We start from the raw sequence: 16,034 nt of genomic DNA, 5'->3' as shown, positions 1-16,034 counted from the left end.
CATGCGCATCAATCCCGCATTCGACCTGCACCCGGCGCAGCAGAACGATCCGGCGAAGATCGACAAGGTCGCTCGCCAGCTGGAAGGCCAGTTCGCACAGATGCTGGTCAAGAGCATGCGCGATGCCAGCTTCGGCGACTCGCTGTTTCCCGGCGAGAACAAGATGTTCCGCGACATGTACGACCAGAAGATTGCCGAGGCGATGACCCGCGGCAAGGGCCTTGGCCTTTCGGGCATGATCACCCGCCAGCTGTCCGGCCAGGCCGCCGAAGGTCCGGCACTGGATACCCGCGTGGATCCGGCCAAGGCCAGCCGCGCTTACCAGCTCAACGCGCCGGCCAGGCCGGCACTGTCGCTGCCCCTGGAAGATGGCAGCCAGGCCGTGCGCATGCTGCAGCAGATGGCCGCAGGCGCACAGCACGGTGCGCAGGCCGCGCTGGCACCGATGGAACAGGCACTGGACCTGATCGCCGGCCGTGAGAGCAGCGGGCTGCACCGCTCGCTGGGCACCGAGGATCCGTACATCGGCAGCCTGCAGGGCGAGGACTGGGCCGCCAACAGCGACCAGTGGACGGCGACGGCCAGCAATCGCGGCACGGCCGTGAGCCCGGCCGATGCCCTGGCCACGCGCACCGCCGTCGCCCAGCTCGGCGAGCATACCCCGGAGGGCTTTGTCGCCAGTATCTGGCAGCACGCACAGAGCGCGGCCAGGGAACTGGGCGTGGATGCCCGCGCCCTGGTCGCCCAGGCCGCGCTGGAGACCGGCTGGGGCAAGCGCCACATCAAGCATGCCGATGGCAGCACCTCGCACAACCTGTTCGGCATCAAGGCCACTGGCTGGACCGGCCAGCGCGCCACGGCCGGCACCCATGAATATGTCGATGGCGTGCGCCGCAACGAAACCGCCAGCTTCCGCGCCTACGGTTCAGCGGCCGAGAGCTTTGCCGACTACGTGCGCCTGCTGAAGACAAGCCCGCGCTACCAGCAGGCCCTGCAGGCCGGCACCGACGTGCAGGGCTTCGCCCGTGGCCTCCAGCGCGCCGGTTACGCCACCGATCCGCGCTACGCCGCCAAGATCGCTGCGATCGCCGGCGGCCCGACCATCGAGCGCGCCGTAGCCGCCGTGGCCGACGCCGGCTCGCGCCTTGGCCAGACCTTCGCCAGCACCGCGACCGCGGCGCTGGGTATCACTCGTCGTTGAGGAACACCATGTCCAGCGTACTTTCCACCGGTACCGGTGCCCTGCTCGCCTTCCAGCGAGCGTTGGCGACCACCAGCCACAACGTGGCCAACCTCAATACACCCGGCTACAGCCGGCAGAAGGTCAACTTCGCCACCGCCGATCCACAGAACTATGGCTACGGCACGGTCGGCAACGGCACCCGCATCACTGACATCCGTCGCACGGCCGACCAGCTGGCGATCTCGCGCCTGCTCGACAGCAGCGGTGAGCTGGCGCGCCTGAAGCAGCTTTCGGGCATGGCCGACCGGGTCAACGCGCTGTTCTCCGATGCTGCCACCAACGTGGCCGGCGTCTGGTCGAACTTCTTCGACTCGGTCAGTGGCCTGTCGTCCAACGCGGCCGGCACCGCCGACCGCCAGAACATGCTCGACGGTGGCAAGGCGCTGGCCAACCGCTTCGTGCAGCTCAACACGCACCTGAACAATCTCAACAGCGAGGTCAACAACGGCCTGCTGGCCGGTGCGACCGAGGTCAACCGCCTTGCGCAGGAGATCGCGCAGATCAACGGTGCCATCGGAACCAACATCGCCTCGGCTGCACCGGACCTGCTCGACCGCCGCGATCAGCTGATCACCCAGCTGATCGGCTACACCGGTGGCACCGCGGTGATCCAGGACGGCGGCATCATGAATGTCTACACTGCCGGCGGCAACGCGCTGGTGGTGGGCACCACGGCGACCAAGGTCACCACCGTGGCCGATCCGTACCAGCCCGAGCGCCTGCAGTTGGCACTGGAGACCCAGGGCAACACCATCCGTCTCGACCCGAAAGCGGTCGGTGGCCAGATCGGGGGCCTGCTGGAATTCCGCGACACCGTGCTGACGCCTGCGCAGGCCGAACTGGGCAAGCTGGCGGTGGGTCTGGCCGAGAGCTTCAACCAGGTCCACCACCAGGGTGTGGATCTGTATGGCCAGATGGGCGGGGACTTCTTCACCATCGGCAGCCCGCGCGTGACCGGCAACAACAGCAATACCGGAACCGCCAGCCTCAGCGCCACCTATGGCGACCTGGGCAAACTGGACGCGCAGAACGTGGTGCTGCAGTTCGATGGCACCACCTGGAAGGCCAGCCGCGCCGACACCGGCGCCAGCATTCCCCTGACCGGTACCGGCACCGCCGCCGATCCGCTGGTGATCAACGGCGTGAACCTGGTCGTCGGCGGCACCCCGGCAGCCAATGACCGCTTCCTGCTGCAGCCCACCGCTGGCGTGGCCGGCAGCCTGGAGATGGCCATCACCGATCCGTCGCGCATTGCCGCGGCCGCCGCAGTCAAGGGCGCAGCCGCCACCGCCAACACCGGTACCGGCAAGCTGAGCGGCGTCACCGTCACCGATTCGGCCAACGCGAACCTGCGCAATCCGTCGGCGATCGTGTTCACCTCGGCGACCACCTACACCATCGACGGTGGCCCGCCTCAGACCTATACGCCTGGCCAGACCATCAGTGCCAACGGCTGGAGCTTCGTACTGGACGGTGCGCCGAAGGTGGGCGATACCTTCAACATCACCCCGACCCCGGCCGGTTCGTCGGACAACAGCAACGCCTCCAGGTTGGCCAAGGTGGAAAGCACGAAGGCCTTCAACGCCGGAACAGTGACACTGAACGGTGCACTGGGTGGCCTGACCACCCAGGTCGGCGCCGCCGCCCGCTCGGCCGAGTACTCGCTCGATGCGCAGTTGGTGATCAATGACAAGGCACAGGAAGCCCGCGACGAGGTCTCCGGCGTGAACCTGGACGAAGAGGCCGCCGACATGCTGCGCCTGCAGCAGGCCTACCAGGCCGCCTCGCAGCTGATCTCCACCGCCGACAGCATGTTCCAGACCATCCTGGGAGCCGTCCGCCGATGAGCAGCCGCATCTCCACCAGCATGATGTTCAACCAGTCGGTGTCGCTGATGATGGCCAAGCAGGCCAAGCTCAGCCACCTGGAGCAGCAGATCGCTACTGGCAGCAAGATCGTCAGCGCCAAGGACGATCCGGTTGCCGCCGGCACTGCAGTCGGCCTTGACCGCAGCCTGGCCGCACTGGACCGCATGAAGCTCAACGCCGGCAATGTGCAGAACCGCCTGGGCGTGCAGGAAAACACCCTGGCGCAGGTCAACGACCTGATGGCGCGCGTCAACGATCTGACCATCCAGGCCAGCAATCCGGCGCTGAGCGCGGCGGACAAGAAGACGCTGATCACCGAAGTCAACCAGATCCGCGATGGCCTGCTGTCGCTGGCCAACGCCGACGATGGTACCGGCCGCTATGTGTTCGGTGGCACCAACGACGGTGACCCGCCGTTTGCCAAGATCAACGGCAAGGTCGTCTATCGCGGCGACCAGACCCAGCGCCAGGTTGAAGTCGGCCCCGATACCTATGTGCGCGACGCCCTGCCCGGCAGCGAGATCTTCATGCGCATCCCTACCGGCGACGGCTTCGTTGACGGCAGCGCCGCGGCCGGCAACACCGGCAACGGCGTGCTGACCAACATCACCCGCGACGGCAGCGACAGCTGGAACGGCCAGGGCTTCAGCGTGCGCTTCACCACCGGCACCCAGTACGAGGTGGTGGATGGTGCGGGCAACGTGACCGGCACCGGCACCTACAAGGCTGGCGACGATCTGGAAGTGAACGGTGTACGCCTGCGCATCACCGGCGCACCCGCAGCGGGCGACAGCTTCAGCGTACAGGCCGCCAGCAGCCGCGACATCTTCGCCACCATGGACAACCTGGTCGCCGCGCTGGGTGCCGACACCGGTACCACCGCGCAGATGACTGCGCAGCAGAATCAGCTGCAGAGCGCACTGCGCGACGTGGCGCGCGCCTCGGAGCGGATGATCGATTCGCGCGCTGCGGGAGGCGCGCAGCTGAAGGCGCTGGACAACGCGGCGGAGATGCGCGAGGCCAATGGCGTGACCCTGAAGACCACGCTGTCGCAGATGCGCGACCTGGACTACGCCGATGCACTGAGCCAGTACCAGCTGCAGAGCACCGCACTGCAGGCGGCGCAGACGATCTTCTCGCAGATGCAGTCGATGTCGCTGTTCAACAAGCTGCGCTGACGCCTCTCCTGCGTCACCCCTGAAAGGCCGCGATGCCCTGCATCGCGGCCTTTTTCGTTTGCGGGCCTGCCCGCCGCCACGCGGCCCTCTGGCCATCTCCGGCCGATTTTCCGTGATTGCCCATCAAGCCGGGTCGCACCCCGCCGATACCTTCATCAGCGCTGGTCAGGCCCTGCCCGACCGCCCCTCCCGGGGTCGCTTCCATCCTGGCAACAGGGCTGAAAACCCCGGGAAAACAGCTTCAGGCAACGAATTCCGGCTTCAGCGGAATTCACGGCTAAAGGTTGTTGACAAAGCGCCGTTATTCATTTGGCAACGGCGAAGCACACAGCCACACAAAAAAACAGGCGGCGCTTCGTTTCATTCACCAACGGGTTCCATATAAGAGGAGACGACCCCATGGCACAGGTAATCAACACCAATACGATGTCGCTCAACGCTCAGCGCAACCTGAGCACCAGCGGCAGCTCGCTCGCCACCACCATCCAGCGCCTCTCGTCCGGCCTGCGCATCAACAGCGCGAAGGACGACGCGGCCGGCCTGGCCATCAGCGAGCGCTTCACCACCCAGATCCGTGGCCTGGACGTGGCCATCCGCAATGCCAACGACGGCATCTCGCTGGCCCAGGTCGCCGAAGGTTCGCTGAACGAAGTCGGCAACAACCTGCAGCGCATCCGCGAACTGGGCGTGCAGGCCTCCAACGCCACCAACTCGGCCAGCGACCGCAAGGCCCTGCAGGCTGAAGTGACCCAGCTGGTCTCGGAAATCGATCGTGTGGCCAAGCAGGCCGACTTCAACGGCACCAAGCTGCTGGACGGCAGCTTCACCAGCCAGCTGTTCCAGGTGGGCGCCAACGCCGGCCAGGCCATCGCCATCAACAGCGTGGTCAACGCCAAGGCCGATTCGCTGGGGGCTGCCACCTTCGCCAACGGCTACACCGGCACTGCGCTGGCGGTGGACAAGGCCACGGCCGACACCACCTACTCCGGCCTGCAGGTCTCGGTCACCCCGCCGGGCGGCACCGCCACCACGGTCACCATCAGCGACTTCACCGTGAAGGCCGGCGAGTCGATCACCTCGGCCACCGCTGCGGCGATCAACAACAAGCTGGGTGAAACCGGCGTGGTGGCCTCGGTCAATGCCGGCGTCATCAGCCTGGCTTCGGTCAAGGATGGCCAGACCTTCGCCTTGGGCGTCAGCGCAGCAACCCCGCCGGCCGGCGTCACCGCCGCGACCATTGCCGGCCTGGGCCTGACCGAGACCAGCACCGACGGCGGCACCCTGACCGGTGCAGCGGCCAGCTTCGTCAAGGACCTGAACGTCACCACCGCCGAAGGCGCACAGAAGGCGATGTCGATCGTCGACAAGGCCCTGGAATCGGTCAACAGCGTCCGCGCCGACCTCGGCGCGATCCAGAACCGCTTCACCTCGGTGGTCGCCAACCTGCAGACCTCCTCGGAGAACCTGTCCGCATCGCGCAGCCGCATCCGCGATACCGACTTCGCCAAGGAAACCGCCGAACTGACCCGCACCCAGATCCTGCAGCAGGCCGGTACGGCCATGCTGGCCCAGGCCAACCAGGTACCGCAGAACGTGCTCAGCCTGTTGCAGCGCTGACATGAGCCGCCCCCGGGGCACGTCGGGGGCGTCTGACCCAACTCACGTGCAACCGCTCAAGGACCTCTCCTCATGGCACAAGTCATCAACACCAATACGATGTCGTTGAATGCTCAGCGTAACCTGAGCACCAGCGGCAGCTCGCTGGCTACCACCATCCAGCGCCTGTCCTCCGGTTCGCGCATCAACAGCGCCAAGGACGACGCCGCCGGCCTGGCGATCTCCGAGCGCTTCGGCACGCAGATCCGCGGTACCGACGTCGCCATCCGCAATGCCAACGACGGCATCTCGCTGGCCCAGGTTGCCGAAGGTTCGCTGACCGAAATCGGCAACAACCTGCAGCGCGTCCGCGAGCTGTCGGTGCAGGCCGCCAACGCCACCAACTCGGCCAGCGACCGCAAGGCGCTGCAGGCCGAAGTGACCCAGCTGGTCTCGGAAATCGACCGCGTCGCCAAGCAGTCGGACTTCAACGGCACCAAGCTGCTGGACGGTTCGTTCTCCAGCCAGCTGTTCCAGGTCGGTGCCAACGCCGGCCAGGCCATCGCCATCGACAAGACCATCGATGCCAAGGCCAACGCCTTGGGCGGCGCCAAGTTCGACACCAACTCGCTGGCCCTGGCCGACCCGGGCACCAACGCCGACTTCAAGGTCACTGGCCTGCAGATCAATGGCGTCACCATCGCCGACGTCGATGTCAAGCAGGGTGCCGACGCCGCTGCCACCGGCAAGGCCTCCCGCGAGGCGCTGGTGACTGCCATCAACGCCAAGATCGGTGAGACCGGTGTCTACGCCGAAGTGAACGGCACCGCTGGCGTCACCCTGACCTCGGTCAAGGACAGCGTCAACGCCGATGGCTCGTTCAAGGCCATCACCGCTTCGGTGGGCACCTGGACCGGCGCTACCGCACCGACCTTCACCGCCACGCTGGCGACCGCCGCACCGGCGTCCAAGTTCGCCAGCGACCTGGACGTCAGCACGGTCAAGGGCGCACAGCAGGCGATGGAAGTGGTCGACAAGGCCCTGAGTGCGATCAACAGCACTCGTGCCGACCTGGGCGCCGTGCAGAACCGCTTCACCTCGGTGGTGGCCAACCTGCAGACCTCGTCGGAGAACCTGTCGGCTTCGCGTAGCCGCATCAAGGACACCGACTTCGCCAAGGAAACCGCAGAGCTGACCCGCACGCAGATCCTGCAGCAGGCCGGTACGGCCATGCTGGCCCAGGCCAACCAGGTGCCGCAGGGCGTGCTCAGCCTGCTGCGCTGATCCGCTCCCTGATCGACCGCCGGGTGGCATCTGAACCGCCGCCCGGCTTCTGAAACACGTTCCACCTTCGCCAAAGGAAAAGCACCATGGCACAAGTCATCAACACCAACACCATGTCCCTGAATGCTCAGCGCAACCTGAGCACCAGCGGCAGCTCGCTGGCCACCACCATCCAGCGCCTGTCTTCCGGCTCGCGCATCAACAGCGCCAAGGACGACGCCGCCGGCCTGGCGATCTCCGAGCGCTTCGGCACGCAGATCCGCGGTACCGACGTCGCCATCCGCAACGCCAACGACGGCATCTCGCTGGCCCAGGTCGCCGAAGGTTCGCTGACCGAAATCGGCAACAACCTGCAGCGCGTCCGTGAGCTGTCGGTGCAGGCCGCCAACGCCACCAATTCGGCCAGCGACCGCAAGGCGCTGCAGGCCGAAGTGACCCAGCTGGTCTCGGAAATCGACCGCGTCGCCAAGCAGTCGGACTTCAACGGCACCAAGCTGCTGGACGGCTCGTTCTCCAGCCAGCTGTTCCAGGTCGGCGCCAACGCCGGCCAGGCCATCGCCATCGACAAGACCATCGACGCCAAGGCCAACGCCCTCGGTGGTGCCCAGTTCGCCACGGCCACTGCTGCCGTCACCGGTGCCGACAACGTTGATACCGCTGTTGCCGCGTTCACCATCACCGACAGCAAGGGCACCGTCGTCAACTTCGACGCGATGACCGTGAAGAGCGTCGGCGATGCGGCCGCCAACACCGCGGCAGCCGGCAAGGCCGTCGCAACCGCGATCAATGCCAAGATCGGCGAGACCGGCGTCTATGCCGAAGCCGACGCGGCCGGCGCGCTCACCCTGACCTCGGTCAAGGACAGCGTCAACAATGCCGGTGCTTTCACGGCCTTCAGCAGCACCATCGCTGGGTTCACCGCAGGTGCCGCGCCGACCGCCAAGTTCGCCGACAAGATCGACGTGTCCACCGTGAAGGGTGCACAGCAGGCGATGGAAGTGGTCGACAAGGCCCTGGGTGCGATCAACAGCACCCGCGCCGACCTCGGTGCGATCCAGAACCGCTTCACCTCGGTCGTGGCCAACCTGCAGACCTCGTCGGAAAACCTGTCGGCATCGCGCAGCCGCATCAAGGACACCGACTTTGCCAAGGAAACCGCAGAGCTGACCCGCACCCAGATCCTGCAGCAGGCCGGTACGGCCATGCTGGCCCAGGCCAACCAGGTGCCGCAGGGCGTGCTCAGCCTGCTGCGCTGATCCACGGCAAGAAGGCGCCGCTACCGTCGGGTCGAACCGACGGTAGCGGCAACCGGGAAGCCACGATGCACGAAGGCGCGGGCCATGCCCGGCCCGGGATCAGTCCCGAACCGGCTTGGCATCGCCCGCTCCTGCGGACCTCTCTTTCAGCGCTGTACCTTTGACTGTACGTACCGGGCGGCTTCGTCTCCCCCCGATTGTCAGTAGCCTGATCCCTCCCCTGCATTGGGGGAGGGCTTTTTGCAGACTCCCGGCAGCCCGCGGTGAACCCACCCGCACCCTGCCCCAGCTCTCCTGCAACCCGCGTGCCAGAACCTGCGCCAGGCGAGTGGCACGGCACGTGCATCAACGAGTCCTCAAGACCCAGCGGCGCAGGCCGCTATTTTCGTTGACGACGGGCCAGCGCACGACGGCCGGGCCCGGATACCAGGAGAAACGACGTGGCAGACTTTGGATACGGTGGCATTGGCTCGGGACTGGATATTTCCAGCATCGTCAACCAGCTGGTCGCAGCTGACCGCAAGCCCGCCGACAATGCGCTGAACCTGCAGCAGTCCAAGGCCAAGATGCAGCTGTCGTCGATCGGCACCATCACTTCGGCCTTCGACAAGCTGAAGACGGCGCTGACCGCACTGAAGGCCACCACCGCGTTCGACACGCGCACGGTGACCGCCAGCAAAGGCGGCGACAAGGGCACCGACGAGATCCTGACGGCGTCGGTCGCGCTGTATGACGTTGGCACCACCAAGGCTGCGGCCTCCAACGGCACGCACGTGGTCAATGTCACCTCGCTGGCCACCGCGCACAAACTGATCGCCGATACTTCGGTACCCAAGACCGACACGTTTGCTGCCGGAACCTTGACGCTGACCGTTGGCGTGGGCGACAAGGCCAAGACCATGAACGTGGAGGTGGAGGACGGCGACACGCTGACCACCATCCGCAACAAGATCGATGCGGCCGGCCGCAAGGAAGGCGTGCAGGCCACCCTGATCAGCTCCGGCGACAACCAGTACCTGTCGATCGCCCAGGAGAAGACCGGTGCCGCCAACGCGATCAAGCTCGAGTACGCAGGCAGCGACGCCAAGCTGGGGGGGCTGGTCAACAGCCTGAAGCAGAACACCGCCGCCGCCGACGCCGAGCTGACCATCGATGGCGTGAAGGTCGTCAGCGCCAGCAATACCGTGGCCGATGCGGTTCCGGGGCTGACCCTGAACCTGAAGATGCCGGGCACCAGCACGGTGACCATCAGCACCGACACTGCGGCGGCCACCAAGGTGATGCAGGAGTTCGTAACGGCCTACAACGCCGCACTGGCGGCGATCAACACCGAAACCAAGTACGACGCCAAGACCAAGGAAGCCTCCACGCTGACCGGCGATGCGCAGATGCGCGGCGCCACCAGCCAGCTGCGCTCGGTGATGTCGAGCGTGCTCAAGGACCTGGCCGGTGACAAGCTCGATGCCAAGGCGATCGGTCTGGATACCCGCGGCTACCCCAATGCCGACGGCACGCTGATCCTGGACACCACCAAGTTCGCCGCCGCACTGGCCAGCCAGCCGGAGAAGATGCGCCAGGCGATCACCGGTGATTCCGGCGGTGCCGGCAAGCTGTACACGCTGGTCGACGGCTATGTCAGCACCACGGTCGGCAAGGAAGGCGCGTTCGTCGCGCGCACCAAAGGCCTGAACACCACGCTGGACAACATCGACAAGCGCCGCAAGGATCTCGACACGCGGATGAAGAGCGTGGAAGAGCGCTACAAGAAGCAGTTCATCGCGCTGGACAGCCTGATGGGCAAGTTGCAGCAGAGCAACACGGCGCTGCAGCAGCAGCTGGCACAGTTGAACCGCTGACGATGCGTGCGTGGCACTCAAGTTTGCCGCGCAATGCACCGATAACGGACGCAACAGCAATCATCGCCGCGCCGCCGGCACCGATCCCCACGATCACCCGACGGCACCCCGCGCAAGGAGAATCACGAATGTACGGTTCCAGCCGTCAATATGCCGAGCAGTACCGCCAGGTGGGAGTGACCAGTGCGGTCGCCGATGCCGATCCGCACAAGCTGGTGGCGATGCTGCTGGCCGGCGCGCTGGAGCGCGTGCGTCGCGCCCTGGCCAGCCTCGAGCGCGGCGACCAGGCCGGCAAGGGCAAGGCGATCGGCGAAGTCTGCGCGATCGTCGGACACCTCAACGGCTCGCTGGACCATGAGGCCGGCGGCGAGATCGCCGGCAACCTGTCGGCCCTGTACGATTACGTGCTGCAGCGCCTCACCGAAGCCAACCTGCACAACGACCGCGCCGCGCTGGATGAATCGCTGCAGCTGCTGGGCGAGATCGACAGCGCCTGGAACGCGATCCCGCACGAACAGCGCCGGCCGGCCGCGGTGGCGCCATGAGCCTGCCCGAACTGCACGCGCAGCTGGATGCCTTCGAGAAGGCACTGGGCGATGATGCCCTGGACCAGGCCGACAGCCTGCTCGACGGGCACGACAGCACCCTGCATGCCCTGCTCAGCCAGCCGCTGACCGCTGCGGACCACGCGCCGCTGAGCGCCCTGTTCGAGCGCCAGCAGAGCCTTCTCGGCCTGCTGCGCCAGCGCCGCGATGCAGCGGCCGCACTGATGAATGACGGCCAGCGCTCTCTTCGCGCCGCCCATGCCTACCTGCAGGCAGAATCGCTGGCATGACCCAGCTGCCGACCACGTCGCTGCACCATCCTGCGGAAAGCGAGCTGTTCGACGAAACGCTCAGCTGCGAGCTGGCCCTGCCGGCCGAGTTCCAGGCGGGCAGCGCGGCCGGACGCACCAGCGGTGCCGAAGGCCTGCTGCGCAGCCTGGCACTGGTCGAGGACAGCCGTGTTGACGAGCACGACGAACGCAACGAGGCCACCCTGCAGCTGCAACGCCTTGAAGCCAAGCTGGACCTGGCGATGGTGCTGCTCGGCCGCCTGGTGCGCCAGCAGGGCCTGGAACTGCCCCTGCGCCCGGTGCGCTGGTCGCGCCGTGGCATCCGCCTGCAGCTGGGCCCGCGCAGCGGTGCCAGCCCCGGCCAGGCCGGCGTGGTGCGCCTGCAGCCCAGCGACTGGCTGCCCGACCACATCGACCTGCCGGTGGAAGTGATCGCCGAGGCAGCCGACGGCGGCGGCGGCCACTTCCTGTGGCTGCGCTTCCAGCGCCTGGGCGACGGCCTGGAAATGGCCATGGAGCGGCACCTGTTCCGACTTCACCGCCGGCAGGTGGCCGAGGCACGTCGGGCGCGCTGAAAGCTGCCACCATCACGCTTGGCGGGCAAGCCTTGGCGCGCCCGTTCAGCTAAGTTAAGGTGGACTCCCCTACACGGATCTGTTGCGTGCCTGTGCGAGTTCTCATCGTCGACGATCACACCCTCGTCCGCGCCGGCCTGGCGCGGCTGCTGCAGGGGTTTGCCGACGTGCAGCTCGTCGCCGAGGCCAGCAACGCCGAACAGGCACTGCAGCTGGCCCTGCAGCATGCGCCGGATGTGGTGCTGATGGATCTCTCGTTGCCGGGCCGCACCGGCCTGGAAGCGCTCAGCGACATCCGCCTGCGCGCCCCCGGCACCCGGGTGGTGATGATGACCATGCACGACGATGCCGCGCATGTGCGCGATGCCCTGGATCGTGGCGCGGTCGGGTTCGTGGTGAAGGATGCAGCACCGCAGGAGCTGGAACTGGCGCTGCGCGCCGCGCATGCCGGCCAGGTGTTCCTGAGTCCCCAGATCTCGGCCAAGATGCTGGCCCCCATGCTGGGCCGCGAGAAGCCTACCGGCATTGCCGCGCTGTCGCCGCGCCAGCGCGAGATCCTGCGCCGCATCGGCAAGGGCGAAAGCAACAAGGAAATCGCCGCGGACCTGGGCATCAGCGTGAAGACGGTGGAAACCCATCGCGCACGCATGATGGAGTCGTTGGGCTGCCGCCGCGCCAATGACCTGTTGCTGCTGGCCGCGCGCCACCAGCATGAGCTGGAGTAGCGCCAGTGGCGGGCAAGGCCCTGCACTGACGACGAACTCCCGTCACCCCGACATTCCCTGACAGGAATCCGTACACCGGCCGTCGCGAACCCCGCCGCTTCGGCACGACGAATCAATGACTTGGCGGCCCGCTTCGTCAATATCCCGAGCCAATGTAGGGGTAACCCCTACATCCTGTCGGGACAACCACGAACCCCCTCAGGAACCCCCCGATTCCGCCCACGCCGGATCAAAAGCAAGATGCGTTCCACAAGGCGCCGGGGAGCGGCGCCGGGGAACCACGATGAAGGCTGCACTCTCGACCCAGCTGGGCCAACAACTTCACCTCACCCCTCAGCTGCTGCAGTCGATCCGGCTGCTGCAGCTCGATGGCCTGCACCTGGAACAGGAAATCCAGCGCCTGCTGGACTCCAACCCGCTGCTGGAGATCGAAGAGGCCGAAGCGCCTGCCGCTGATGCCACCGAGGTCAGCGCCACCACGCTGGAAACCGCCGCTTTCGACGAGCTGCCGGAGTCTTCGATGTGGGACGTGGCCGGCGCCAGCTGGCAGGACGGCGACGACGACCGCATGGCGCGCATTGCCGCCGGTGAGTCGACCGACCCTCAGCTGCGCGTGCTGCAGCGCCTGGCGCTGGACATGGACGACCGCGAACTGGCGGTGGCCGCGTTCTGGCTCGACCACTGCGACGAGGCCGGCTACCTGCAGGCGCCACTGGCGCAGCTGCAGCTGCTGGCCAGCGCCCAGTTCGACATCGCCGCCGAAGGCGTCGAGGCCATCCGCCAGCAGCTGCTGCACGGTGAACCGGCTGGCATGGCTGCGCAGGACCTGCGCGAAGGCCTGCAGGCACAACTGCGCAGCCTGCACGGCGTGGTCCCCGCGCGTCACCTGGCCGCCCGCATCCTCGATGGCGCGCTCGAGGCACTGGCCGCGCACGACTACCCCGCCCTCGCCCGCCAGCACGACGCCGAGATCGACGACGTGCGCGAGGCGGTGCGCCTGATCCTCTCGCTGCAGCCGCGCCCCGGCGACAGCCTGCTGCCCGAACGCAATGCGGTGGTGGTACCGGACGTGCTCGCCTGGCATGCCGATGGGCAGTGGAAGGTGGCACTGAACCCGGCCACCAGCCGCCGCGTCTCGATCAACAGCCAGTACGAACAGGCGCTGGCCGAAACCAGCGAAGCCGCGCCGGCACTGCGCGAGATGCTGCAGGAGGCGCGCTGGTTCAGCCGCGGCCTGTCGATGCGCTACGACACCCTGCTGCGCACCGCGCGGGTGATCGTCGAGCGCCAGGCCGCCTTCTTGGTCCGTGGCGAAGAGGCCATGGCGCCGCTGACCCTGAAGGAAGTGGCCGAGGAAATCGGCATGCACGAGTCCACCGTCTCACGCATCACCACCGGCAAGTTCCTGCAGACACCGCGCGGCACCTTCGAACTGAAGCACTTCTTCGCGGTGCGCCTGGAAGGCGCCAGCGTCTCCGGCCAGGCGGTGAAAGCCATGGTCCGCCGCCTGATCGACGCCGAACCCGCCGGCCGTCCGCTGGCCGACGAGGCCATTGCCGGCCTGCTGTCACGCCAGGGGGTGAACATTGCCCGCCGAACCGTCGCAAAATACCGAGAACAACTGGATATCGCCCCGGCCCGCGAACGGCGCCGGCTCAGCGCCAGGCAACCGCAGCTGGCCCGGGTGGGCTGAAAAGGATGTTGGACATGAACAAGCTCACGGTCCTGCTGGTCGATGACCACGAGGGCTTCATCAACGCGGCGATGCGCCATTTCCGCAAGATCGACTGGCTGCAGATCGTCGGCAGTGCCGGCAACGGCCTGGAAGCGATCGAGCGCTCGGAAACGCTCCGCCCGCAGGTGGTGCTGATGGACCTGGCCATGCCGGAGATGGGTGGCCTGCAGGCCACCCGCCTGATCAAGTCGCAGGACGATGCACCGTACATCGTGATCGCCAGCCACTTCGATGACGCCGAGCACCGCGAACACGCGCTGCGTGCCGGTGCCGACAACTTTGTCAGCAAGCTGTCCTACATCCAGGAAGTGATGCCGATCCTGGAAGGCCTCAGGGAGGAACAGTCGTGAGTGAATCGCGCATCCTGGTGCTGGACAACGACGCCGTGCGCGCAGAGCGTACCGTTGCCCTGCTGGAATTCATGGACTTCAATCCGCGCTGGGTGTCCGACGCGGCCGACTTCGACCTGGGCCGGCAGCGCCAGAACGACTGGATGGCGGTAATCGTCGGCAGCCTGGACGACAGCCCCGCCAGCACCGCGCTGTACAACTGGCTGGGCGGCAGCAGCCTGCCGCCTCCGGTGCTGCTGGCCGATGGTGATGCTGCAGTGTTTGCCCGGCAGCACGGGCTGCATGAAGCGAATATCTGGCCGCTGGAAACGCCGCTGCGCCACGCACAGATGGAAGCCCTGCTGCGCCGCGCCAGCCTCAAGCGCCTGGATGCCGAGCACCAGGCAGGCGCCGCCCAGGACCAGGGGCCCACCGGCAACGGCCCGGCAGTGACCGCCCTGCGCACGATGATCGAGCAGGTTGCCGCATTCGATACCACCGTGCTCGTGCTGGGCGAATCCGGTACCGGCAAGGAAGTGGTGTCGCGCGCCATCCACCAGCGCTCGCCGCGCCGTGACGGCCCGTTCGTGGCGATCAACTGCGGCGCCATTCCGGCCGACCTGCTGGAAAGCGAACTGTTCGGCCATGAGAAGGGCGCCTTCACCGGCGCGCTGACCGCGCGCAAGGGCCGTTTCGAAATGGCCGAGGGCGGCACCCTGCTGCTCGACGAAATCGGCGACATGAGCCTGCCGATGCAGGTGAAGCTGCTGCGCGTGTTGCAGGAACGCAGCTTCGAGCGCGTCGGCGGCAACCAGACCATCCGCTGCAACGTGCGCGTGGTGGCCGCGACCCACCGCGACCTGGAGACCCGCATCGCCGAGGGCAAGTTCCGCGAGGATCTGTTCTACCGCCTCAACGTGTTCCCGATCGAAGTGCCCGCACTGCGCGAGCGCCGCGAAGACCTGCCAGCGCTGGTGGAAACCATCGCCGCGCAGCTGGCCCGCACCGGCCGTGGCGAAGTGCGCTTCACCCCGGAAGCGCTGCAGGCCCTTGCCGGCTACGAATGGCCGGGCAACGTGCGCGAGCTGACCAACCTGGTCGAGCGCCTGGCGGTGCTGCATCCGGGTGGTTCGGTGCGCGTGCAGGACCTGCCGGCCCGTTACCGTGGCGATGCGGCACTGGCCGCCGCCACGCCGGCACCGGCACAGCCGGTCGCCAGCGAAGAACGCCTGGACCTGCGCAGCTTCTCGTTCCATACCCCGGGCAGCGGCAACCAGCCGGCGCTGGAGCACGGCATCGCCGTCAATCGCCCGGCGGCGCCGGCGGCGCTGCCCGACGAAGGCATGGACCTGCGCAACCACATGGCCAACATCGAACTGGGCCTGATCAACGAAGCACTGGAACGCACCCAGGGCGTGGTCGCCCACGCCGCCCAGCTGCTCGGCCTGCGCCGCACCACCCTGGTGGAAAAGCTGCGCAAGTACGGCATCGAGCGCGAGCAGGCCGAACTGGCCGGCTGAAACGCATCGCCAGCATGAAGGGGGCACGAACGCC

Annotated in this window: 14 protein-coding genes; all 14 read left to right on the top strand. The window is 67.0% G+C overall.

What is annotated here, in order from left to right:
- Position 1 precedes the first annotated feature (1 nt).
- The 14 genes from flgJ to ACZ75I_RS09305 all read left to right on the top strand — a co-directional run bounded on the left by flgJ (position 2) and on the right by ACZ75I_RS09305 (position 16,000).
- Entirely contained in the window at positions 2–1,201 is a 1,200-nt protein-coding gene (gene flgJ / locus ACZ75I_RS09370; protein ID WP_472959010.1) for a flagellar assembly peptidoglycan hydrolase FlgJ, read from the top strand.
- Positions 1,202–1,209: 8 nt separating this feature from the next.
- Positions 1,210–3,090 carry a flagellar hook-associated protein FlgK gene (flgK, locus tag ACZ75I_RS09365; protein WP_061478701.1) on the top strand — a complete coding sequence of 627 codons (1,881 nt, stop codon included), beginning with the start codon at positions 1,210–1,212 and terminating at the stop codon, positions 3,088–3,090.
- Complete coding sequence (gene flgL, locus ACZ75I_RS09360) at positions 3,087–4,289, top strand: flagellar hook-associated protein FlgL (RefSeq protein ID WP_053496687.1); 1,203 nt, start codon at positions 3,087–3,089, stop codon at positions 4,287–4,289. The genes flgK and flgL overlap by 4 nt, the downstream gene beginning before the upstream one ends.
- A 399-nt stretch (positions 4,290–4,688) precedes the next feature.
- Positions 4,689–5,906, top strand: a complete 1,218-nt coding sequence (locus ACZ75I_RS09355; protein WP_061478704.1) for a flagellin — start codon at positions 4,689–4,691, stop codon at positions 5,904–5,906.
- Positions 5,907–5,978: 72 nt separating this feature from the next.
- Positions 5,979–7,169 carry a flagellin gene (locus ACZ75I_RS09350; RefSeq protein ID WP_134968531.1) on the top strand — a complete coding sequence of 397 codons (1,191 nt, stop codon included), beginning with the start codon at positions 5,979–5,981 and terminating at the stop codon, positions 7,167–7,169.
- Positions 7,170–7,255: 86 nt separating this feature from the next.
- Positions 7,256–8,425: a flagellin gene (locus ACZ75I_RS09345; protein WP_061478706.1), complete on the top strand. Its 1,170-nt coding sequence runs from the start codon at positions 7,256–7,258 to the stop codon at positions 8,423–8,425.
- 440 nt (positions 8,426–8,865) lie between these two features.
- Entirely contained in the window at positions 8,866–10,281 is a 1,416-nt protein-coding gene (gene fliD / locus ACZ75I_RS09340) for a flagellar filament capping protein FliD (protein WP_061478707.1), read from the top strand.
- Positions 10,282–10,409: 128 nt separating this feature from the next.
- Positions 10,410–10,826 carry a flagellar export chaperone FliS gene (gene fliS / locus ACZ75I_RS09335; protein ID WP_005416447.1) on the top strand — a complete coding sequence of 139 codons (417 nt, stop codon included), beginning with the start codon at positions 10,410–10,412 and terminating at the stop codon, positions 10,824–10,826.
- A complete protein-coding gene (locus ACZ75I_RS09330; protein ID WP_005416446.1) occupies positions 10,823–11,116 on the top strand; it encodes a hypothetical protein in 294 nt (97 codons plus the stop codon). The genes fliS and ACZ75I_RS09330 overlap by 4 nt, the downstream gene beginning before the upstream one ends.
- Positions 11,113–11,691, top strand: a complete 579-nt coding sequence (locus ACZ75I_RS09325) for a PilZ domain-containing protein (RefSeq protein WP_061478708.1) — start codon at positions 11,113–11,115, stop codon at positions 11,689–11,691. The genes ACZ75I_RS09330 and ACZ75I_RS09325 overlap by 4 nt, the downstream gene beginning before the upstream one ends.
- Positions 11,692–11,783: 92 nt before the next feature.
- Positions 11,784–12,416: a response regulator gene (locus ACZ75I_RS09320; protein ID WP_005413261.1), complete on the top strand. Its 633-nt coding sequence runs from the start codon at positions 11,784–11,786 to the stop codon at positions 12,414–12,416.
- Positions 12,417–12,699: 283 nt separating this feature from the next.
- A complete protein-coding gene (rpoN, locus tag ACZ75I_RS09315) occupies positions 12,700–14,109 on the top strand; it encodes an RNA polymerase factor sigma-54 (RefSeq protein WP_180868018.1) in 1,410 nt (469 codons plus the stop codon).
- A gap of 14 nt (positions 14,110–14,123) precedes the next feature.
- The gene (locus tag ACZ75I_RS09310; protein WP_005409556.1) at positions 14,124–14,501 is read left to right on the top strand and encodes a response regulator; all 378 of its coding nucleotides are present in this window, start codon (positions 14,124–14,126) and stop codon (positions 14,499–14,501) included.
- Complete coding sequence (locus ACZ75I_RS09305; RefSeq protein ID WP_134969353.1) at positions 14,498–16,000, top strand: sigma-54 dependent transcriptional regulator; 1,503 nt, start codon at positions 14,498–14,500, stop codon at positions 15,998–16,000. Before ACZ75I_RS09310 ends, ACZ75I_RS09305 begins: the two co-directional genes overlap by 4 nt.
- The last annotated feature ends 34 nt before the right edge of the window (positions 16,001–16,034 follow it).

The sequence above is a fragment of the Stenotrophomonas sp. X genome (assembly GCF_055721025.1).
This window is presented reverse-complemented; position numbering and strand designations above follow the sequence as displayed.

Coding starts and splice junctions, on each gene's coding strand:
- flgJ (WP_472959010.1), top strand. CDS start 2: ATGCGCATCAATCCCGCATTCGACCTGCACCCGGCGCAGCAGAACGAT.
- flgK (WP_061478701.1), top strand. CDS start 1,210: ATGTCCAGCGTACTTTCCACCGGTACCGGTGCCCTGCTCGCCTTCCAG.
- flgL (WP_053496687.1), top strand. CDS start 3,087: ATGAGCAGCCGCATCTCCACCAGCATGATGTTCAACCAGTCGGTGTCG.
- ACZ75I_RS09355 (WP_061478704.1), top strand. CDS start 4,689: ATGGCACAGGTAATCAACACCAATACGATGTCGCTCAACGCTCAGCGC.
- ACZ75I_RS09350 (WP_134968531.1), top strand. CDS start 5,979: ATGGCACAAGTCATCAACACCAATACGATGTCGTTGAATGCTCAGCGT.
- ACZ75I_RS09345 (WP_061478706.1), top strand. CDS start 7,256: ATGGCACAAGTCATCAACACCAACACCATGTCCCTGAATGCTCAGCGC.
- fliS (WP_005416447.1), top strand. CDS start 10,410: ATGTACGGTTCCAGCCGTCAATATGCCGAGCAGTACCGCCAGGTGGGA.
- ACZ75I_RS09330 (WP_005416446.1), top strand. CDS start 10,823: ATGAGCCTGCCCGAACTGCACGCGCAGCTGGATGCCTTCGAGAAGGCA.
- ACZ75I_RS09325 (WP_061478708.1), top strand. CDS start 11,113: ATGACCCAGCTGCCGACCACGTCGCTGCACCATCCTGCGGAAAGCGAG.
- rpoN (WP_180868018.1), top strand. CDS start 12,700: ATGAAGGCTGCACTCTCGACCCAGCTGGGCCAACAACTTCACCTCACC.
- ACZ75I_RS09310 (WP_005409556.1), top strand. CDS start 14,124: ATGAACAAGCTCACGGTCCTGCTGGTCGATGACCACGAGGGCTTCATC.